General features: G+C 36.7%; 10 protein-coding genes. 4 read left to right on the top strand and 6 right to left on the bottom strand.

The window, feature by feature from the left end; all coding sequences use genetic code 11:
• Window positions 1–2: 2 nt before the first annotated feature.
• A complete protein-coding gene (locus CJP74_RS00800) occupies window positions 3–1,382 on the top strand; it encodes an FAD-dependent monooxygenase (RefSeq protein WP_119496378.1) in 1,380 nt (459 codons plus the stop codon).
• A gap of 165 nt (window positions 1,383–1,547) precedes the next feature.
• Here CJP74_RS00800 and ygiD (CJP74_RS00805) read toward each other — a convergent pair whose 3' ends face one another.
• The 3 genes from ygiD (CJP74_RS00805) to CJP74_RS08030 form a co-directional block, all read right to left on the bottom strand.
• On the bottom strand, window positions 1,548–2,327 hold the full coding sequence (gene ygiD / locus CJP74_RS00805; RefSeq protein WP_119496379.1) for a 4,5-DOPA-extradiol-dioxygenase: 780 nt from the start codon (window positions 2,325–2,327) through the stop codon (window positions 1,548–1,550).
• Window positions 2,328–2,510: 183 nt separating this feature from the next.
• On the bottom strand, window positions 2,511–3,296 hold the full coding sequence (ygiD, locus tag CJP74_RS00810) for a 4,5-DOPA-extradiol-dioxygenase (protein WP_222986798.1): 786 nt from the start codon (window positions 3,294–3,296) through the stop codon (window positions 2,511–2,513).
• Window positions 3,297–4,207: 911 nt separating this feature from the next.
• A complete protein-coding gene (locus CJP74_RS08030; RefSeq protein WP_222986799.1) occupies window positions 4,208–4,414 on the bottom strand; it encodes a hypothetical protein in 207 nt (68 codons plus the stop codon).
• Window positions 4,415–4,751: 337 nt separating this feature from the next.
• On the opposite strand from CJP74_RS08030, the gene hemN reads away from it, so the two are divergent.
• The 3 genes from hemN to CJP74_RS00830 all read left to right on the top strand — a co-directional run bounded on the left by hemN (window position 4,752) and on the right by CJP74_RS00830 (window position 16,572).
• Entirely contained in the window at window positions 4,752–6,119 is a 1,368-nt protein-coding gene (hemN, locus tag CJP74_RS00820) for an oxygen-independent coproporphyrinogen III oxidase (RefSeq protein WP_119496381.1), read from the top strand.
• A gap of 1,440 nt (window positions 6,120–7,559) precedes the next feature.
• A complete protein-coding gene (locus CJP74_RS00825) occupies window positions 7,560–8,729 on the top strand; it encodes an alpha-hydroxy acid oxidase (RefSeq protein WP_119496382.1) in 1,170 nt (389 codons plus the stop codon).
• 622 nt (window positions 8,730–9,351) lie between these two features.
• Window positions 9,352–16,572, top strand: a complete 7,221-nt coding sequence (locus CJP74_RS00830) for a tRNA nucleotidyltransferase/poly(A) polymerase-related protein (protein ID WP_119496383.1) — start codon at window positions 9,352–9,354, stop codon at window positions 16,570–16,572.
• A 106-nt stretch (window positions 16,573–16,678) separates the two neighbouring features.
• Here CJP74_RS00830 and CJP74_RS00835 read toward each other — a convergent pair whose 3' ends face one another.
• The 3 genes from CJP74_RS00835 to CJP74_RS00845 form a co-directional block, all read right to left on the bottom strand.
• Complete coding sequence (locus CJP74_RS00835) at window positions 16,679–17,818, bottom strand: restriction endonuclease subunit S (protein ID WP_119496384.1); 1,140 nt, start codon at window positions 17,816–17,818, stop codon at window positions 16,679–16,681.
• A gap of 643 nt (window positions 17,819–18,461) precedes the next feature.
• Window positions 18,462–19,685, bottom strand: a complete 1,224-nt coding sequence (locus tag CJP74_RS00840; RefSeq protein WP_119496385.1) for a restriction endonuclease subunit S — start codon at window positions 19,683–19,685, stop codon at window positions 18,462–18,464.
• Window positions 19,686–20,986: 1,301 nt separating this feature from the next.
• On the bottom strand, window positions 20,987–21,901 hold the full coding sequence (locus tag CJP74_RS00845) for a hypothetical protein (protein ID WP_147397032.1): 915 nt from the start codon (window positions 21,899–21,901) through the stop codon (window positions 20,987–20,989).
• Window positions 21,902–22,452 lie beyond the last annotated feature (551 nt).

The following is a 22,452-nucleotide window of genomic DNA, read 5'->3' on the forward strand; positions in this document are numbered from 1 at the left end:
TTATGTCAAGATTTACAGCAGTGCCAGGAAGTAAAACTAGCTTACAAGTTGTGACCGTAGGCTCGCATTCTGGACTTGAAGCGCTGACTACAGCGCAAGGAAAAGCAGTATTTATTGCAGGAGCTGGCTGTGTAGGTCTAGCTCAGGCTCTCGCTTTTCTTGATTTAGGTTATACGGTTATTCTGCATGATCCTAAGGCTTTAACGCCTTGGCAAGCAGAGAGCACCGATTTAAAAGTATTTGCCGTAAACCATGTTAATGCCGATTTTTTAAATAAAATTGGGGGCTGGGAAAAAATTGCCGCTCTGCGCGTAAACCCTTATAACCAACTTAGCTTACACGTAGGGGATCAAGAACAAACTACTTTATTTACTGCCGAGGAAGTTAATCTCGAGCAACTAGGCTACATGGTAGAAAATGCTGCTCTGGTACAAGGTTTACTGCAAGCTTGCCAAGCTTATGGCGACAAGTTTGTTTTCTTAAACCAAATTGAAGTAACTGATGCCCAATTAAAATATCTGGGTGGGAGTTTTTCAATTGGCAATAACTATGCCCCAGATAGCAAAGACCTCTATTGGCAAATTACTTTCTCTACAGGCTTAGTGCTAAACACTAACCTTGTAATAGCTGCCGACGGAGCCAATTCTTACTGGCGTCAAAAAGCTAAAATAGCTCTCGATATTCACAGCTATCCAACTCGTTGTATGATGATGTTGGTAGATACAGATCCTGAAGTGACTCAAGCTTATGCTCATTTAACTTGGCAACAAGTAGATCAAGATGGTCCTAAAGCTTGGTTACCAGTTAATGCCAGTCAGGGAGTACTTTGTTGGTATGATCAAATTCCAACCATTAACGCTTTAAGCAAATTAAGCCCAGAGCAACTCAAACAAAAAGTTCTCACTAACTATCCGTTAGAAAAAATTGGCACTAATTTTACGATTCGCCAAGTGGGAAGTTTTCCTTTAGCACGGCAAAGAGCTAAACACTATTGGCAAAATAAAGTGCTTCTTCTTGGAGATGCAGCTCATACAGTTTCTCCGCTCGCAGGACAAGGCTTAAACCTCGGCTTACAAGATGTACAATGTTTAACTCGTCTTTTTGCCGATCCGAGCTTTAGAGATTTACATGCTCTAGCTTTAGTGTATGCAAGCGAACGCTTTGTGGATAATAGCCTAATGCAAGAGTTCTTATCAGTGCTTCATCATGCTTATATTTCTCGTTCGCCTCTTGCTAAAGCCTTCCGTGAGAATATGTATCGCGTAAGTGGTATAACTTCGGTTAAGCACTATGCTCTGAACTATGCGAATGGTGATCGTAGTTTACTGCGTGGCTTTTCAGAAATTGGACAAAATGTTCTTGCTCTCTTAGGGAAAAAATAACCCTAAACGAGGCAAAGGCAAATAACTCAGAGCAACTTAAAGCCTAATCTTTAAGCCCCAAGCTTAAAGCCCAAGCTCAAAAAAAGCAAGCAGGGAATTCCTTGCTTGCTTTTTTATGTTCTGATTTAAAAAAAAGAGACCGCTAGGATCTCTTTTTTTTTGGCATTAACGCCAAATAAAACTAGTGTAAGATAAAGCTCCACCAAGAATATCATCGTTAAATACTTTAACTTGATCTTTTTCGTTCGTTGCCCCGAGTACATAGAATAAAGGTTCTACGTGATCGGTAGTTGGAGCTGCTAACTTAGCGTGCGGATGTTCTTTATAAGCCAGAAGTTGCTCAAGATTACGAGCTACCACTTGATCACGCACCCAGTTATCAAATTCTTTTGCCCAAGCTAAATCTGGATTAGAGCCATCACGGCTAATTAAGCTGAGGTTATGCACTATATTTCCCGAAGCAAAAATTAAAATTCCTTGCTCACGTAAACTTTGGAGTTTTTGCCCGAGTTCATATTGTTGTGCTGGGCTTAACTTGCTGTTTACGCTTAATTGCACTACAGGAATATCTGCTTCTGGGTACATGTGAGTTAGAATTGCCCAAGAGCCATGGTCAATCCCCCAAGTATTGTCAACTTGAATATTGTGCTCTTTAAGTAACTCTTGTACCTGTTGGCTTAATTGCGCATCTCCATGCACTGGGTAGGTTTTGGCGTATAACTCTTCAGGAAAGTTATACATATCATAAATTTGTTGTGGCTTTAAGCTAGATTGTACGGCAGTAGTTTCGGTATACCAGTGTGCCGAAATAGAAAGAATAGCTTTAGGTTTGCCAATTTGTTGCGCAATTTCTTCCCAACTGCGGGTTAAATCTGTATCTTGAATAGCCAGCATCGGGCTACCGTGCCCAATAAATACAACTGGCATAGAGGTTGTTTGTGACATACTAGGTTCCTTGAAATTTTAAAGAAAGAAAAAAATTATCCCAGCTTAAAGTTAGTGGTTAGGTAACTTGCATTTTTTTAGCAAAATAAAAAAAGCTGGGCTTTGATAGCTTAGCATATTTTGCAAAAAATTTTAAGCAAAAAAAAGCAGTTCTCAGCAAAAGCGAGAACTGCTTATTTTTATTTAGGCTGCTTGCCAAATAAAGCTAGTCATAGATAAAGAACCTGCAACGCGTTTGACATTAAACACGCTCACTTTATCGGCATCAGTGGTTGCTCCTAGAGCATAGAATAAAGGATCCATATGATCAGGAGTTGGAGCGGCTAAATCCGCATATTGATAATCTTGGTAATTAAGAATTGGCTCAAGATCACGCTCTACAACTTTATCACGCATCCAATTATCAAACTCTTTTGCCCAAGTAAATTCAGCATTCTGATCACTACGATCCATCATGCGGAGATTATGCACAAGGTTACCTGAAGTAAAAATTAAGATGCCTTGTTCACGCAGAGTTTGGAGTTTTTGTCCGAGAGCAAACATTTGCGCTGGAGTTAATTTACTATCAATACTTAATTGCACTACTGGAATATCTGCTTCAGGATACATGTGTACTAGCACTGACCATACGCCGTGATCTATACCCCAAGAGTTGTCAATTTTAATGCCTGTGCCAGCTAGATTTTGTAAAACATTGCGAGATAAATTAACATCACCAACTACAGGGTATTTTAAATCATAGAGAGCTTGCGGGAAGCCAAACATATCATAAATTTGTTCTGGTACTGGAGTAGCTTGGACTGCTGTGGCATTAGTGTACCAGTGTGCTGAGATAGCAAGAATAGCTTGAGGTTTACCTAATTCTTTACCTAGTTGAGCCCAAGTTTGGGTAAATTCATTGTTGTTAATTGCGTTCATAGGACTGCCGTGTCCAACAAAGATTACGGGCATAGTTTTTTGGTTTTGCATAGTTTTATTTCCTTTTAAAGTGTTGTGTTTGTTTTATGTTTTTTTGGCTTGGTTAGAGCCAAGAGTTTTTTCTTGGTTAGAGAAAACTTAAAAAACTAGAATAATTTGCTAAACAAATATTTTACCTAGAACAAGGTAGTGAGAAACTTACTTAGAGTAAGTAGGTAATTTAGTTGCTTGCTTAGAATAAAACACCTCAGCTATTTACTTACTTAAGGCAAATAAGACTTTCTCAATCTAGGTAAAGACTTCTTGGGAAAACTCCATCTTTATAATAGTTCCTAAAATTCAAGATCTTAGCAACTAATTGAGTAAAATTTAATCCAAAAAAAAGTTAGAGGCATACTAAGGAATAGGTAGTTTACCTCTAAACTCAGTTTAGCAAAATTCATGTAAATTTAACGTAATGTAAATCTACAAGTATGTCTGATAAACAGTAGGTAGATATTTTTAAATACACCTATGTATATCAATACGTATATTATAACCTAAAAAGGTAAATATTTGTCAAATATTTACCCCAAAAGTTTATACCTCCCAAAATGGAACTATTAAGAAAAACAGGAAGATATTTTTCTAAAGACGCACATAGAACTAAAATTTTAGCTAGGAACCATATGGTTATTTTTATGGATTATTCTACAGAGGCAAGAAGGCAAGAAAAAACAAAAAAAGTTGATTCTTTGCCAAGGCAAGAGCTTTACTAGGGCAGTGAAAGAAAATAATTGTTACACAAATTGTGTCAGAATTAGAGAAAAAATAAGTAAATTTATTGCTCTTATTTTTACTTTTTTGATGCAAAACCGCTTTAATTTGCGTTTTTAAGATGACCTATGAAAAAAATCTTAAAAATAATGAGCTTAAACGCCTAAAAACTAATAAGTTATGGTATGATAAATATACCTTAATAATTAGTATCCTACGATATTAATCATTAAATAATTTATGCAATATTCAGGGCTAGTCTGCGAAAGCAGACTAGCTTTTTTTGTTTTAATTTTCTGGGCTAAAGTTTTTACTTTGTAGGTATGTTTACGGGCATTATTATTGTTTTTTTTCTCTTGTTTCATTCTTGTTTTTTCTCTTGCTTCATTCTTATTTTTTTTCTTTCGCTTCATTCTTTTTTTTCTCTTGCTTCATTCTTTTTTTCTCTTGCTTCATTCTTGTTTTTTTCTCTCTTGCACTTTCTTGTTTTTTTTCTTTGTCTTTACTTCTCCCTTCTTTATCTTTTTTCTTTATTTTTATTCTTTGTTTTGCTCAACTTAGCTCTTGCCTACTTGTTAAGAGTTCTTAATAAGACCTTTTTCTTGCTTTAACTTAAGTTTTATTCTCATCCCTTATCTCACTTAACTCTCTATTTATAGTACAATTAACACGATATTATTTTGCTGAACCTCATAAAGCAAAATACAACAAGGAAGTTTAGACACAATTTTTTTTAAGAGAATAACATTTATGGCAGAATTTACCTGGGACCAAAAGCTAATTGATAAGTACAACTTATCAGGTCCACGTTATACTTCATACCCAACTGCATTAGAGTTTTCTGATAAGTACACTAATGTAGATTTTGAGCAGGCGTTACAAAAATACCCTGAACGTCCGCTTTCAATTTATATTCACATTCCGTTTTGTCACACTTTATGTTACTTCTGTGCTTGTAATAAAGTTATTACTCGTCACAAAGAAAAAGCTGATATCTATCTTGATTACTTAGAAAAAGAGATGGCTTATCGGGCTAAAAGTCTGCAAGGACGTAAAGTAAATCAATTTCATTTAGGTGGGGGTACGCCAACTTACTTAGTACCAGCGCAAATGCGTCGCCTCATGGAAATGGCACACAAGTACTTTAACTTTACTGACGATGTAGAAATGGGGATTGAAATCGACCCACGTCGTATTGAGTTAAACTACATGGATATGCTAGTTGACCTTGGCTTTAATCGTATTTCGATTGGGATTCAAGATTTTGATCTGCAAGTGCAAGAAGCAGTTAACCGTGTCCAAGACAAAGAGTTTATTGCTGCTTTAATTGCTCATTCGCGCGAGTTAGGCATTAACTCAATTAATCTAGATTTAATTTACGGTTTACCTTTCCAAACTGTAGACAAGTTTGCCAATACTTTAGAAGATGTAATCAAGTTAAATCCAGATCGTCTCAGTGTGTTCAACTATGCTCACTTACCAGCACGTGTGCCTGGACAAGCCAAAATCAAAGAAGACACTTTACCAAGTGCTCGCACTAAATTAGATATTTTTGCTCACTCGATTAAGCGTTTACACCAAGCTGATTTTGCTTTTATTGGCATGGATCACTTTGCTAAACCTGACAATGAGTTAGCTCTTGCCCAAAAAGCTGGCGTTTTACACCGTAATTTCCAAGGCTATACCACCCACGGGGAAGCTGATCTTGTTGGTTTAGGTTTAAGTAGTATTTCTATGGTAGGTGACACCTATGCCCAAAATGCTAAAACCACACTTGAGTATTACGATTTAGTGGAAAAAAATAGCCAAGCTATAGTTAAGGGCTTTGCTTTAAGTGACGAAGACTGCTTACGTCGTGATGTAATTAAACAAATTATCTGTAACTTTGGGATAGATTACCGTGACTTTGAAAAGCTTTATAACATTGACTTTAAAGAGCACTTCAAAGATGAAATTCAACTCTTAGATACTTTTATTGCTGACGGTATTGTAGTCCCTCACGCTGACGGTAATGGCTTTAGTATTCCTGAGAGTGGTAAGCTTTTTGTTCGTCATGTGTGCATGGCTTTTGATGAGTACTCGAATTTAAAACGTGCTTCATTTAGTCGTATTCTCTAAGAGCATACTCTAAGTACATCTATTTATATTCTTTAAAAGCACTTGGTACTAGGCTTTAAATTATTTAAAGTAGTTATAGCTATAGTACCAAGAGAAACTTTTAACTAATATTTATATTTAGGTACGCCCATTTAAGGGCAAGAAGAACTCGCTGACAAGGCGAGTTCTTTTTGTATCTCTGAGCAAGAAATAAATTAGGATAAAAGGCAAAAAATCTTCTGTCCAATCCCCCCTGAAATTCGCAAAAAATCAATTTTTGTGATGCCTAATTAAATTAAATAAAAAAATTTACAGATACCTAAAGATTATCAATGAATTTTTAGGGTAAATTTTTTGTAAGAAATAAAGTTTAAATATCAATAAATTAAGAAAAGAAAGTAAACTTTATTTCAAATTTTGTAAAACTAATTTAAAAAATTATTGTCTTATAAAGCGAATAATAAATAATATACTTTAGCTTTTCTTGTGATAAGAAAAGCATCTTGGATAACTGAATAAAAAACACGCAAAGGACGGTTACTGCGGTAGCCTAGATTTGTGAGTAAAAAAATAATAAACTTCTAAACTAATAAGAAAAGTGTATATCTATACATTGTTATTCTTTTAAGAATAAACTCCTAAATTACTAATAAGATATAAATAGTAAGATAACTTCGCTATGCCATATAAGATTTTCCTCTAATTTCTTATATTTTCTATTCCATTTATAGCAAAGTTATTTTATATTTTGTATAATATATACAACAGATTCTTTTAACTTGATTTTTCTCTAAAATCGCGGTTAATGATGCGAGGCTGGTCCCGGTTGTTAGCTAAGGTGGCAGAGAGGAATTATAGGTTAAAACCTTCACACTCTCAATCTAAGTGAAGGTCGATAGGTGTAACTAAGTAAAGAACTGGATTTAGTACGGGTCGACGCGAGGCTGGTCCCGATCACCATTACGAGATTTAAGCTTTACTTAGTTATTTTCCAACTACTATTTTTGCAAAGTTTAACTTTTGTTAGGCAATTTTTATTTACCTATCTCCAACTCTACTTAACTAAGCTTTTACATAGTTAACCTTGTAATATAGAGTTAGTATTCCGAAAAACAAAACCTCGAGAGAGTTCTCGAGGTTTTTCTTAATTCTAGAGGGCAAGAATTTAAATAATAGACTAATCTTTTTTACTTGCTCTTATCATTTTTGTACTATTCCTTATCCATTTCTCCTTTCCTTTTCTTTAGCATTTTTTCTCGTTTTACTTTGCCTTATCTCTTTTGCTTTTTCTCTTTTTTCTATTCTTTTCTTTTGTCGCTTTTACTTATAGGAAAAATTTTTATTTTGCGGTAGATTTTTAATTAAATATATAGTAATCTAGAGAAATAACCATAATTTTTTTGTATTTTTTATATAGTAACCTAGAGAGATAATCCTTAATTTTTCATCATCGAGGAAAGTATGGCATCATTAGATAAAATGACCAGCGTGGAAGATTTCAAAAAAGTAGCTAAAAGAAGAATTCCCCGCATGTTCTATCAGTACGTAGATTCAGGATCTTGGACGCAGTCAACCTATAGACGCAACCATGATGACTTTGGTTCTATTTTATTCCGCCAAAAAGTTTTAGTTGATATGGACAACCGTTCTCTTGCAACTAAAATGGTTGGGCAAGACGTAAAAATGCCTATTGCCGTAGCTCCAACTGGCTTTACGGGGATGGTGCATGCGAATGGAGAAATGTTAGCTGCTAAAGCTTGTGAAAACTTTGGTATACCTTATACTCTATCTACCATGTCGATTTGCTCGATCGAAGATGTACGTAGTGCCACTAGTGCTCCGTTCTGGTTCCAGCTTTATGTAATGCGTGATCGTGAGTTTATTGAAAACCTCATTCACCGTGCTAAAGAAGCTCACTGTGGTGCTTTAGTTTTAACTGCAGATTTACAAATTGTAGGGCAACGTCACTGTGATGTTAAAAACGGTCTTTCTGCCCCACCAAAACCTACTCTTGCTAATATTCTTAATTTAATGACTAAACCATCTTGGTGTTTAGGCATGGCAAAAACAAAACGTCGTTCTTTTGGGAATATTATTGGTCACGCTCGTGGCGTAGACAATATGGATGACTTTTTTGGTTGGACAAAAGCTCAGTTCGATCCGACTTTAAGTTGGAAAGACGTGGAGTGGATTAAAAACCTTTGGGGTGGCAAGCTGATTATTAAAGGGGTATTAGACCCAGAAGATGCTTACCAAGCTTATGAGCATGGAGCAGATGCCGTAATCGTTTCAAATCACGGTGGACGTCAACTTGATGACACAGCTTCAACAATTGAGATGTTACCTTCGATTCTTGAGCGCGTTGGCGGTAAACTAGAAGTATTCCTTGACGGTGGCGTTTACAGCGGTCAAAGTGCTCTCAAGGCGTATGCTTTAGGAGCTAACGGGGTATTTATTGGTCGTCCACACCTCTGGGGCCTAGGAGCTTATGGTCAAGAAGGAGTAGAAAAGGTTCTTTCAATTCTTTATGATGAAATGGATCGTTCTATGGCATTTTGTGGTAAAACCAATATCCTTGATGTAGATAAAGAAATTTTATTACCTGGTACTTATCCAGTACCTAAGTGGTAATGCCGACTCTTTTTGCAACAACTTAACTTTGGCTTAAAAAGAGATAACTTAGAATTAATCTCGATTAATTTTAAGGACAAATGGGAAAGTGTGTTTCACACTTTTCCATTTTTTTTGCTAATAACCTTTATTTTCTCAGGGGTATAGACAAGAGGAGTTAGAACAATTTGAGAAGATTAAGGCAAAGCTTATCTTGAGCAAGATCTTGGTTTGCCTTTTGGGCAAAATTCCTCTTTGTTTTTCCATAAAGTGCGGTAAAATATACTAGTAAAAAAGTGCGTATAACTCAGGCAAGGCTTGGTATGAATTTACTTCATCAAGCCTCTAGGTTGAGGAGCATTTTTTTCAGAAGTGAAGAGTAGAATTAAGGAGTTTAAATGCTCTTTTGTTCGCGTAACAAATTTGCTATTTATAGTGCAAGAAAAGCTCGCCTTTGGTTAGAAGTTATCTTCTTTCTCAAGGAGAAATTTGCTTGTCCTTAAGATAAAAAGATGCTCTTGTTGTTGCTTCTGTAGATAGCTTTAGCAATCTGGAATAGCAGCAATAGCTTTTTTTATTTTTCCTACCCGCAGGTAGGATCTATATCTTCGGAAGTTTAAATTTTTATCATGAATGGATTACCATGTCTAATAAAAATAATCGCAATGCAAGTGTAGCTCGTCGCTATCGTGATCTGGTTAAACGTTTTCCTGATTTGCAAGTTTATGATGCAAAAAAGGATTTTGGTTTCAATTTAGAACACCTTAGTCGCGGAGCTGCCAATATTAGCTCTCATTTAGAAATGGCAGATTATGATACCTACTTTGTAGGTGGCGTAATGCGTGACATTATTCTAGGTAAGGACTATAACGATATAGATATCTGTACTAGTGCGACACCAAACCAAATTAAGCAACTGTTTAAAGGACGTTGCCAAATTATTGGGCGTCGTTTCCAATTAACCCACGTAGCCGCGGGCGACAAACGTTACGATGTAGCGACCTTCCGTGTTGACCGTGAAGTTAGTCGAGACAAATTAAGTAACGAACAGCGTAAGGCTGCCGACAATGGCATTCTCATGGTGGATAATGCCTTTTCTACTGATGTAGGTGAAGATGCTAAACGTCGTGATTTTACGATCAACGCTCTTTTTGGTAAGGTGCTTACCAATGAGATTCTCGATTTTTATAACGGTATAGATCACTTAATCAACCGTCGCGTGGTAATGATTGGTGATCCAGATATACGTTTACGTGAAGACCCTATGCGTATTATTAGGGCAATTCGTCTTAGTGCCAAATTAAACTTCACTATTGACCAAGACTTACGTAAGAATATGTTCACCCATAAAAACTTACTTAAGTTTACTTCAGAATCTCGTCTTTCTGATGAAATCAATAAAACTCTTGCCTCAGGAGCAGCTTTTAAAGTAATTGAGCTCTTTAGTGAATATGATCTTAACGACATTACTTTACCGCAATTTCATGCGGTAGTAAACGAAGAGATTGCAGGGCAAGTTTCTTTTAGAGCAATTAACGGCTTTAAGCCTGAATTTGCCAAATTAATTGCTGATCAACACACCAATCTCAAACGCTTATTAACCGAGCTAGAAATAGATCCAAATCTGATTAAAGCTTATAGCCCAACTTTAGCTTTAACTCTAGCTGGGGCTTTAATTACCGATCAACGCGTTGCCTATGATCAACCGGTTAACCCAGCCTTTTTACTGGCAACTATGCGTTCGGTAGGTTTTATTGAAGTATTTTTACGTTACTACCATAACCTCATTGAAAACCCAAGTCGCAAATCTGACTTTGCCAAAGAAATTGAAACAGTTCTTCTTTCTTTAGCAGAAAACTCATTTAGTGAGTCATGCAATAAACTCAATGGTCGTGACAAGGAAAACACTAAAACTATTCTTTGTAACCTTGCCGTGCAGTTTATTACTCCAGCAGGTACTGACGCACTGCGTCGCATGAGCGAACCTATGTTCCGTGCGGCATTTAGTGTGTTCCGTATTTTTGTTCAACTCTTTAGTGTTGATGAACAAATTCTGGCTAACTACCGCACTTGGGACAAGATTAACCAACAATACGTAGAAGATACTAAACGTCGTCGTCCTGTACGTCGTAATCCGCAAGGGGAGATTATTAGTAGCAAGCGTCGTCGCGAAGTTCCTGATTTCCCTTATATGGATATTTCCGACAAGGAAATGCACATACGTTTAGCTCCTGCGATTGTAAACATTCAACAAGCTATAGTTTTACACAATAACTATCGTTTTAAACGCAGTGCAGGTTTAGAGTTACTTGATCTGTTCATTAAAAAACGTCGTGAGTATTACAATCTCGATCAAGACCAACTTGAGGCGGAGTTAGGACAGGTAAAGTCAATTTACTTTGATAAGCAACAGCAAGAAGATTTAGCTCTTTTAGCGCGCAAGCGTTTTAAAATTCGTCATACCCTTGATGAGGATCTCGAAGATCCAGTTGATTTTGGTGATGATGAAGAAGATCCTGAAAGAGCTAAGGCTTTACGTCATCAAGCAGCCCAAAAAATTCTCAAACAAACGTATGACGAAGATACGCCAATTGATGTAAATGCTATTCCTTTTGCTTCGGATTTAGATCTTTATTATGACCGTGCTGAATTTCAAACGGTTTACAATGCTGACTTTGATAACTCGCACGAAGAAGATCTTAAAGTAACGCAAGAACAAACTTTAGGTCGCATTACGCCGTATAATCGCGAAAAACTTGATCAAATTTTCCATGAATTTGACAATGATTTTTACCTGCATGGTTTACGTCCAACTCGCATTCCTGGAGGCGGTTGGGATACAAGCAAACGCGAAGCTGGCTTACAACGCATGTATGATATGGCGCCAGAAATTTCTCGCCACATTATCAATCTGTATGCTAGTGAAAAAGTTGCCCGTGCAAGTGCTCGTGAAAAAGCTCGTGAACTAGGTTTAAACGCTAACTTACCTTACGAGAAGTTAATTGAGTTACTCCGTGATGTAGAAGAGCTACAAAACAAAGATCGCGAAGATGCACAACGTTATGCCCATGAGCAAGCTTTAATTGCTCAATACAATACCCAGTTAGCTAAATTAAAAGAAGACCCAGAAGCTAACGAAGCTCAAATTAAAGATATTGAAGCTAAACTCGAGCAACTGCTTCCAGCCCAAAACCCAATTGTTAAATCGGGGCATACCTATGCTTTAGATGCTTATGGTAATGTGTTACACCGTAAAGTGGTAAGTGAAGACAAAATTGCTCGCTTAAACTATCGTAAAAAACAATATCACGCTGAGTTACAACGTCGTTACGAAATCAATAAAAACAAAAACATAGTTGCCGAACTTCATGCTAAGGGTATTTTCCATCTCGATGATGAGTATGATACTTATGACAGTGGGGAAACTATTGAAGAGTTCTTCAAACGTAATCGTTTTACGCAAGAAGATATAGATTTTGTGACTCTGTCAGATTACACAGCAGAAGATATTCACCAAAAACTCGAAGATGCAGAGCAAGCTTATCTGCAAGAGCAACAATACTTCAACTCAGTATCCGATGCTCTTGTGCAAGCTGATCCAGAGCACAAGCTAGCTAGTGGTAAAGCTAAGGCTTTATCTACGGATGAACTTTTTGCTCAATTAGATGCTTCTTTTGCTCCGCAAGAGGAGGCAAAACAAGTTGAACCAGCCCCTGCAAAAGCAGAGCCAGCTCCTACAACTCAAGTGCCAGGGCAAGTAAATCTTGATCCTGCTCTAGTACAGCAATTACAGGCTAATGCCCAAAAAGCTCTAGTAGCTGCGGTAAAAGAAAGTGCGGAAAAACTGCTTGATTTAGAAGCAACTCAAGCTCCTGCCAAAGATCTAGCTACGAAAGCACAAGTTGCTCAACCTGTGGCAGAAGTAACTACCGCTTGGGGAATAGGTCCAGCTGCTACTTCTATGCCAGGCTTTGGGGTAGACTTTAATCAAACAGGAGAAGCTGAAGTTACAACTCTAGCTCCTGAAGTAGCACCAGCACCAGAAGCGCAAGCTCTAGCTGACTTTAGCATGCCTGTGCTTGATAACAGCACAGAGGCAAAACCTGCTGAAGCAAGTTCTACTGCTACAGAGGTAAGCCCTGTAGAACCAAGCGTTGTTGACCAAAACCCAGAGCTAAAACTAGCTCAGCCTGGGACAGTAACTGATCTAAGCAAGGCACGTCACTTTAAAGATTTAATTACTTACTACAGTGCTTTTGCTCCAGGTCTGTTACCTAAACGTGTAGTTCTTGAGTTAGTGCTTAATTTACTCCAACTTCCAGGTTTAACGATTAACGAGTTTAAGCTTTTAACCCGTGCAATCGAGTTACCTGAAGTTCCTGTAGGCGTAGAAAGAGATCGTGGACAACAAGAAAGTTTTGCGATTCAAATTATTCCATTGCTCGAACAGTTAATTGAGCAACCAGGCTATGCCCCTAAATGGATTCATTTAATCAATACTGATGCTGACATTTCTAACTTCTTAGCTTCAATTCCTGAGTCGCATGAATTTGCTTCTCGTATTGCAGCTACCCTAGATGGTTATGAAAAATCTTATGCTAGTTTAACCGCAGCTTTTGAGCGCTTAAACCCATTAGTAGAAAAATTAAATATTAAGCAAATTGCCCAATATTTAACTGAGCTTAAAGAGTCAGCTCCTGAAGCTAAAGCAGCCGTTGAGTCAGCAAAATCGAGTTACGACTTCTTAATTAGCTTTAAAAAGCAACACTTAACCGAAGTGGTATATAGTCAAGAACAACTTGATGAACTCGATACTTCTTACACTAACTTCAAAGCATGTGTAGAAATTGGGCAAACTTTACAATGCATGCTCCAACACCAAAACCGTTACTTACAAGAGTTCTGGGTGGTAGTTGAAGACAACTATCCATTTGGTGGACCATCGCATTCAATTAATACCATTATGCAGTGTATTAATAAACTTAAAGCGATTAACAGCCGTAATATTGGCATAGTTAGCAAGTTTATTGAATATGCTTTAACGGTATTAGAAAGCCAAATTGCCTATGCTAAATTCTTTACTGCCAATATTGAGCGTAAATACTATTTACAAAAATCTTATGCTCAGCATGAAATTAATTTAGCGAAAAAACTTTATGCTTTAACGCAACAATATCCAAGTAGCAGTGATCTTGGTTTACCTGAAGATATTCCAAGTCTTGCCGAAGAGATAATTAACGAAGCTTCTGTAGCCTCAAAAATGCTTAAAGACCTCAAGGTTAAAGAGATACGTCGTCTGCACCGTGAGCTTAATGAGCACGAAACGGCAACTAAACGCGTTGGTAAGTCTTTATTTGTTTATGATAGCCAAAACAAAGTTAAGATCTCGATTACCAACATTAATGGTATTCTCAAAGAGTATCAAGAACGCGTGCTAAGCATTAAAGATCACGAAGGTCTGTTTGCTAAAGTAGCTAACCTCTTTAAAGACAAGCCAGGTCAAGGTGAGCTCTTTAGTGTTAAAGCTAGCGATATAGAGCCATTTGCTCTTGATTTAGCTTTACGTTGTGAGTTATTTGATCACTGTCACATTTCTAAATCGCAACGTCGTCGTTTAACCCGTTTAGGTTTAGGTGCAAATCGCTTTGCTCACGAAGGTACACCAGTTAATACTCTCGGCATGAGCTTTACTTACTTAAGCCCTTACCCAGAGTTAACGCAATACATGCATGCTAACCTTGGGGTAACTCCAGAGCAAGTAGCTAAACTGGTTGACTTTAACCAACAGCTTCTGCAATTACAGCTCCAACAAGAGCAATATATAATTGCTGATGCAAGAACTAAAGAGTTACAAGGCTTATCAGCTAGAGCTAAAGCTTATGCCTTAGAATATCCTGAACAAGCTCAGCTCAACCGTGCTAACCTCGAAGAGCTCTCACAAAGAGCAGTAGAACTCGATCTTGAAGTAGGTCAACATATAGATGAAGATACTTTTGTTGCCTTTACTGCAGATCGTGGTTCGGAAGTAGGCTTAATCGAGAATAGTACTTTCTTGCAGGATTTTGGTGACGATGATGAGGACAATGCCTTTAGTCGTCTGGGACTTGCTCTGGTTTCACTTGGGCAAGATTCACCAGAAGAGGAGTTAGAGCAAGATCAAGCTGTTAAAGCAGAGCATCAAGCTCAAGCTGAACCTCAAGCTGAGCCTCAAGCTGAGCCTCAAGCTCAAGTTGAAGTTAAAGTAGAGGAAAAAGCTCAAACTCAAGCTGAAGCTAAAGTAGAAACTAAGGCAGAAGCTAAAGTAGAGGAAAAAGCTCAAACTAAGGCTCAAGCAAAAGCTCAAACTAAAGCAGAGGCTAAAGAAGACTCTAAAGCTCAAGCTAAAGAGGAAACTAAAGCCCAAGCTAAAGAAGAGCCTGCAAGCGAAGACAGCTATATTGACGAAGACGGAGATGAGATTCCTGAGTTACCTAACGTGAGCTATCGTTCGGAACAAGCAAATCGAGCTCTCAGTCAAACTCGCAAAGCCTCAACGGCAGCAGCTCTTACCATAGTTTCAGCTCTTGAAGGTACGCACGAACCAGCAGCCGAGCCTGTAAAAACTACGCCAGAAGTATTAAATTCTTATGTGCAACAGTTTAAAGCAGGTGAACCGCCGCGTTATGCTGACTTTAGTGACAAATCTGCCGAAGAGCGTGGGCAAATTATTAACCACCTCAGCTCTTACGTTAAACAGTACACTCGTGTCGCTTCGCAAAAAGTGAACTCGATTCTTAAAGAACACAATGCTTTAAGTCAAGAAGCAACTGCCAATAAACAAAAACTAAAAGCAGTTGAACCTTTACTGCTCAATAAGCAATACTTATCTCGAGAAAAAGCAAATATTTCTCCTGAGCTAAAAGCAGAAATCGAGTATCTTGAAGCCCAAACGATTTACTATAAAATGGCTGAAGAAGCCTTTAGCGCTAAACTTGATGTTTACAATGCTAAACTTGCTCGTGTTAAGTTAGATCAATCTCGTGCTAATAAAATTAGCGAAATGGTTAAAGCTCTAAAACAAAGCAATGAAGCTAATTACGTTAAGTTCTTCAAGCAATATGAAAAGGCAGTAGCGCAACAAGCTGAAATTGAAGCTGGCTTAATTCAGTTAAACGAAAGAGCAAACAACCTCAATAATAAAACTAATAAACTGCAAGCCCTTGTAAACGAAAGCAAGGCTGCTTATGACAAGGTCTTAGCTAGCACTAAACAGGCAAGCAAAAAAGCGAGCCCAGAAAAAGTTGCTAAGCTTCAAGACAGTGACATTAAGTTTATTAAAGACTTTAGAGAGGGGTATAACAATCGCACCCGTCAAGTTAAACTGCTTGAACAAAAATACGAGCAGATTAAAACCAAGGCTAAAAAAGCAGATAAAAGCTATGAAGTAGCTTTACAAACTACAAGCCCGAAATCTAGCAAGGCTAAACAGTTAAAAGCAAATCTAAGTAGTTTAGAAGAAAACTTAGTTGCAGTTGAAACTAACCTTAAAGGAATTCGTAGTAATCTCGAACGTATGGAAAATAGATTTAAAACTATTGTCCAACAGTGTCAAGATAGTGCTAACCTTGATAAAATGTCGATTGGGGTAGTGCAAGAGTTTATTAGTGTATGTAAGCTGTTAAATCTAACGCCACCACAAGAGGCTAAAGACAAACTAGCTAACCATGTTAATAAACAGGCGCAGAAAAAGGCGCAAGCTAAAGCTCAAGAGCCTAAGCCTGCACCTAGCCCTGAACCAACCCCTGAGGTGGTTGAGGCAGCTCCTACCAAACCAGGTTTACTTAAACGTGCATTAAGTATTTTTGGTTTTGGTAAGAAAAAATAATCTTTAATTGGCTCCTACCAAGTTTTACTTGGTAGGACTTTTTTTATGCAAAAAAAACACCTGAAATGTTTTCAGGTGTAAAAAGATAGTTAAAGTGAAAAAAATCTTACACAAAAAGTTGTTGTAAGAGAAGAGCCTTAAGACTCATAAAAGTTTGAATTTGTTTTTCGACTTGATTGATCTTTTGATCGAGGCAAGTGTATAAATTTCCTAATTTTAATTGTTCGGCAAGTTCAAGAGGATAGGTTACCTTAACCCTTCCTAGAACATCAGCATAAAGTTTAGGAATGCTGGTTTGAATTACGTGTTTATAAGCAACAAGATTTAAGAGTTCGGCAAAGAACTTATTGGAGTAACCTTTATGCGAAACAAGCACCCCACATGTATCTATACAGTAAAACTTGCCAGAGCGGTAGTTAAATTGTCCTGCATAACCTTCTCTGGTCCATGTTATACAATCTTCGAATAGATGTTCATGGTAATAGCCCATAATCCCTTGTTTGAGAGTTTGGGCAGAATAAACTGGGTAAGGGGCATGAGCACTTTGCTGTTCGTGTAATTGCGCAAGGGTTTTTCTCTTGCCATTAGTCAGTTTATCAAAAATATCTTGCAGTTCTTGCTCTTGCCAGCTTGCCGTAAACTCTGCCAAGCGCAATTGGGGTTGCTCTTGATTTAGAGCTAAAGTGCGTTGCAAAATTGCCTTTTTTAATTGAGTGTAATGATTTTTTAGCTGGTTACTTTGAGCAATAAGTTGTTCAACGCTCGTTAAAAGTCCAGCGATGCGTGCTTGTTCTTCGAGACAAGGAACATAGAGCTTGTGCTCAGCAAAGTCTCTAAAGTACAAGTGCGGGATAGTTGATCCCGTAAAGTAGTTTTGCCAGTTAACTTTATTTTGCAGGATGTAGTATAAAAACTCAAGGTTAGAGTTTTTACTAAATAAATAGTTCATGGTACTAATAACCGAAGAGTAGGCAGGACGTAGGTCAACTCTTCCAACCCCAGTACCATCACGTATTATTGAAATATAAGGTACATCTGCATCATAAACCGAGATAGAGGTAATTTGTTGATTTGCATTAAAGACTGGATAAATACCAGGTTCGTAGAGATGATAATCAGAGCCAAAGTGTTTTGCCAGTTTATTACTGCTTTTTGACCAACAAATGTCTTTTATCGCAACCTTGCGCCAGGGCTTCCTGAATTCAGGAAACCTCAGGAGAGGCATTGTTGATTTTCTTTTTCTCATGGGGAATATATAACTCGAGCCAAGTAAGATATATAAACATATATCTATCTAAATAGCATATTTACATAAAAAACAAAATAATTAATGTTATGTTAAAAGCACTTTATTATACCCCATTTTTATAAGAGTAAAAAGAGAAAATTACAAGCACAAAGGAAAAATAAAAGGCAAGGTAAAACAAATAAGAATCTAATGCATTTACTGCCCCCATTTTTAGGGGATTTGGCAAAGATAAAGAGTTGTTTTCTCAAAAGAAAATCTAGCAAATAAAAGAGAAATTGCGGTAGGTAGAAGTAAGTAAAAAGAAGTAAAAAGGAAAGCCAAAAGAGCAAAAATTGAAAAGCAAAAGAACAAAAAGGTAAGCTAAAAAGGAACAAAACAGCAAAGCTAAATAAGCTGAGTATACTTTGCTACATAAGGTCGCAAAATTAGCTTGTTAGAGGTGCCATATAAAGCTCTAAACGATAAAGCAATACAAATGTATAGCCAAGTAAAATAACCTCATTTACATAGCTATATCGCTTTAAAAAACACTTCTCTAAAGTACAAGAAAAAAAATCAAATTACTAAAGAAAAAGCAAAGTACAAGAGAAAAAATCAAAGCACAAAAAAATCCGAAGAGCAAAATCTTCGGATTTTTTTTCTAGACAAACATACGTTGACTCAGAGCTTGTTTTAAAGCCTTAGCTTGCTCCAACATTTGTTCATAGTGATAAATTAAAGCGTCGAGACTTTGTAATAGGGTAACGACTTTTTCTTGCTCTCCTAAGCTAGGTAAACGCATTTCTAGAGCTGAAAATCGTTTGTAATTTAAGATTTCTCTTACGCTTCCTTCACTAAATTTTTGTCTTTGAGCTGCAAAGTAAGGGCTTTTAATCCAGTATAAAAAGTAGTGCGGGTTAACACGTTCTTCTTTTACTTTAAAACAAACGTAAAGAGGCGAGACTATGGCAGGAGTTTGTCCTGGTTCTTTATAGGCTATAGAGCCCACATTAATCCGTGAGGGATTATAAGCAAAGCTCCCTGGGGTAATAACTGTATAGTTACGTAACTCTTTACTTGCTAAACTTAAATCAGAAAATAATTCTACCTGGGAAATAAAGCCATGCTTGTTAGAAATACTTTCGACATAGGTTACTTCGAGGTTTTTATTTTTAGGGCAATCTTTACGCAAGATCTTTTTTAAAGGCACCGAAGTAAAGCTTTTACTAAATTGAGGAAATCTTAGACGAGGTTTACTTGCATGGGTAAACACTTGGGTAAGAATGCTTTCTTTAAGATATTTAGCGTAAGTTACTTGCTCGGCAATTAAGTCAAGTTGGGAGTCGAGTTGATTAAAGAGCTGACCAATTTTTACTTGTTCGCTATAGCTAGGAGCATAGCCTTTTTGGGCAAGAAATACTTTAGGTTTTACTGCTTGACGTTCGTATACTGTACCTTCTTCGAATTGTAACAAGTGTTGGATAAAGCTCGGTCGCGTGACATATTGCCCAAAAAAGAGCTCACTATTTTCTTCTGGTTCGAGTAAAGCAAAGGTTACATAGATTGGCGAAAACACCGCAGTGCCATAACGATTAAGAGCTATAGCCCCAAATTTTAAGTTAGCGGGATTATAGACTATATCGCCAGCATGAGTTACTTTATAGATTTTCTCGGCTTTGTTGCCAACAACCAAGCCTTCGCGATCATATCTTTGCGTTTTTGCCGTAACGCCTTTTTCAGCCGTAAAAGAGACTAAGGGGTATTGAGAGGATTTTTGATGATAGGTTTTTCGCTCATATAAAATTTGCGTAAAAGTGAATTCTTGCCAAGGTTGAGTGAATTGAGCAAATCTTAATGGCGGTATATGTGTCTGTTTTTTAGCCATATAGGTTCAAGAGATTTTTCTATTTTCTTGGTATATTATACCGTAAAATCAAACTTATCCCTATAACCCAGGCACAAAAAAAAGAAGATGCATAGGTGGGCATCTTCTTAGGGCAAACAAAAAAATATAAAAAACTAATAAGAATTTAATTCGGGCAAGTCTAAACTCTTATTAGTATTTTAGTATATATTTTTTGGTTTTTTGGCAAGAGGCATAATAATAGAACTCCTTTTGCCTTAGATTCTTAAAACTTTTTAAAAAAACTTGTCGAATACTGAGTAACAAAATTAAGTCCATATTATGGAGAGCTTACTTATTATTTTGAGAATAAATAAAGTGTTGGCGCACTTTATTTCTTTTGGCAAGTATATAATACAATATTTGTAAAGAGGATAAATATTTATTTTCTTATTGTGTGATCTAGATCACACTTTTTTTGTGCAAAGTGAGTAAAATTGATCAAAATCAAGCTATTTGATTTGAAGCGATCACTTTTTGCTAGGAGAAAATGTTCCTTTTTTAGCAAAATAAAATAATAAAATTAGCCATAAATTGCGAAAAAAATAAAATCACTAAACAAGCAGAGAAAAGATAAACTACCTAAAAACAAAGAGATAGGCTTTTGTAAGCTAAGGCAATAGAAAAAGATAGGCTAAATTTTTTTAACAAAAATCTTCAAGAATTAACTTGTAAGAAAATGATCAAAAAAGCATAAGTTGCAAGCGTAAATGATCAGATCGCAAATGACAAGTTTTGATAAAAAATAGAGATAAAATTATCAAAGTTTTAGCTAGTTTTCAGGAAAATAATCAAAAAAGATAAGGTGATCAGATTTGCTAAGTTATGCTAGAAAGTGCAAAGAAAAGATAAAAGATGACAAAAACGAAAGGGTAAGTAAAGAGAAGTTTATTATTAAATTTACAAAAGTAAACGCAAATGCTAAAGGTTAACTGTATAGCAACAGTAAAGCTCAAAATAAATAATCGAGCTAAAGTGTTAAATAACGTAACACCAAAGCAAAATTGAGACAGGAAAAAAGGAGTTGGCGAACCAACTCCTCACCTACTTTCTTCTCAGGAATGTTGCTCGCATGGCGCGAGATCAACATAGGTATCGATATGTATTAATATCGATGTGCGGTAAGTTTCTAGGGGACAAGCGAACAATAGTGCTTCATTTTAGGAAAATATATTTATATTAACTAAATTAAATTGTTAAAGAGCACTATACCTAAACTACTTTCGATTTCAATAATTTAAATTTTTCTTACTTGCTAAAGCCGTGCATTGTGGCTGTATCCCCTAAAAACATAAACTTAATTGCTGGTGCAGATGATTAACTAAAGAGTAATCACTCAGAGTTTTGCGTTGAAGAAAGTCTTGCACACTTAGTTGACTCTGACAAAACTGCCAAGCAATATCATTTAATGGTTGGAGTGAAACTCCAGCAAAGGTTATTTGTTTAATCCATTCGAGGCAACAGTTATAGAGCTTACTGTTATCACCAAGATTACAAAAGCAATTAACTGCTCCTATTTTTCTAAAAAAGTCGAGACAGGCAATGGTTAAACCTATTGTTGCTCCTAAGAGAGTAAAGCGAATTAAATACTTGTCTACTTCAAGAAGAGTGTTTTGTGCTGTGTGATTAACTAGAGGCACGTCTTGAAGTTGAGCAAGGATACCTAAAGCCAGACGTTCTAGATACTTATGCCCAAGGGCTGGCTCTGAGGTATATAAATCAAATTGAGGAATAAATTCAAATACTTGACGTCCAGAACTATGACTGGAAAAGTCAAAGAAAAGCAGGGCAAACTCGATCTCATTTTTGCTGAGGGGTTGGAGGTTTTGCAGAAGAGGAGATCGTTGGTCAGTGCTTAGTTTGGCATATTTGCGAAGAAATACGAGATAGTCGTAGATGGTTGTTGCGAGTTCAAAACGAAATTCAGGGAATTTATTAAGCAAACAACCAGAACGCATATGCCGAATGTATAAACAAAACCATGAGGCTCTTACATAATAGCCAGCTGCATGGCAGGTTGTATTCTTAGTTACAGGATAAATACCTTTAGCATAGTAGTTAAGTGGCTTGACAGTATAGAAACTCGCATCTATCATGGCCTTTGCCACTGGGCATGTGTTAATGCCCGCAGTATACACCTGACGATAGAGTTCGTAATCTAAGGCCTCACAAACTTTATGGGGAAGATCAAGGGACATAACTGCTTATTCTGATATAACTAGAAATATAAAAAAAAGGAAAAATAACACTAGCCAGCAAAACACAATATTGAAGATCTAAACAGAAGAAGGCGTAGGTTATTTTTCCTGAGGAGGATTTGGGTTTTTTTTATTACTGATATCTATCTACTTATATTTTAATCTGTTTTGTCTAAATAAATATACTTTTGTTGCTGTTTTGTGTCATGCGTCACACTTTTTTTGACGTCCTGGAAAAAACTCTCGATATTCTCGCGAATTTTATTTTGTTCGAAAATGGACAATTTAGCAAAAAACGCCTATTTTTGATCAAAGATGATCATTTTTGCGAAAAATCAGCTTTTTAAGTCCAAGCTTTAAAATATTTTTTCTTTACTTTTGCTAAAAAATGAAGTAAGAAATAAAAAATAAATAAAGAGAAATTTTATTGTGAGATTAAGTTGGGGCTTGTCGTAATAGGATTGCGAGAAAAGGAAGAGAAAATATACGATTTGATCGGATACAGATAGGTAATTTGAGTGTATACAAATAAGCAATATTAATGTATACAT

The organism is Psittacicella melopsittaci, assembly GCF_003585925.1.
GTDB lineage: Bacteria > Pseudomonadota > Gammaproteobacteria > Enterobacterales > Psittacicellaceae > Psittacicella > Psittacicella melopsittaci.

Bases quoted from the DNA above. Each gene is read 5' to 3' on its own strand.
- CJP74_RS00840 (WP_119496385.1), bottom strand. From the start codon at position 19,685: ATGGCTAAAAAACAGACACATATACCGCCATTAAGATTTGCTCAATTC.
- CJP74_RS00845 (WP_147397032.1), bottom strand. From the start codon at position 21,901: ATGTCCCTTGATCTTCCCCATAAAGTTTGTGAGGCCTTAGATTACGAA.
- ygiD (WP_222986798.1), bottom strand. From the start codon at position 3,296: ATGCAAAACCAAAAAACTATGCCCGTAATCTTTGTTGGACACGGCAGT.
- hemN (WP_119496381.1), top strand. From the start codon at position 4,752: ATGGCAGAATTTACCTGGGACCAAAAGCTAATTGATAAGTACAACTTA.
- CJP74_RS00835 (WP_119496384.1), bottom strand. From the start codon at position 17,818: ATGAGAAAAAGAAAATCAACAATGCCTCTCCTGAGGTTTCCTGAATTC.
- CJP74_RS00800 (WP_119496378.1), top strand. From the start codon at position 3: ATGTCAAGATTTACAGCAGTGCCAGGAAGTAAAACTAGCTTACAAGTT.
- CJP74_RS08030 (WP_222986799.1), bottom strand. From the start codon at position 4,414: ATGAAGCGAAAGAAAAAAAATAAGAATGAAGCAAGAGAAAAAACAAGA.
- CJP74_RS00825 (WP_119496382.1), top strand. From the start codon at position 7,560: ATGGCATCATTAGATAAAATGACCAGCGTGGAAGATTTCAAAAAAGTA.
- ygiD (WP_119496379.1), bottom strand. From the start codon at position 2,327: ATGTCACAAACAACCTCTATGCCAGTTGTATTTATTGGGCACGGTAGC.
- CJP74_RS00830 (WP_119496383.1), top strand. From the start codon at position 9,352: ATGTCTAATAAAAATAATCGCAATGCAAGTGTAGCTCGTCGCTATCGT.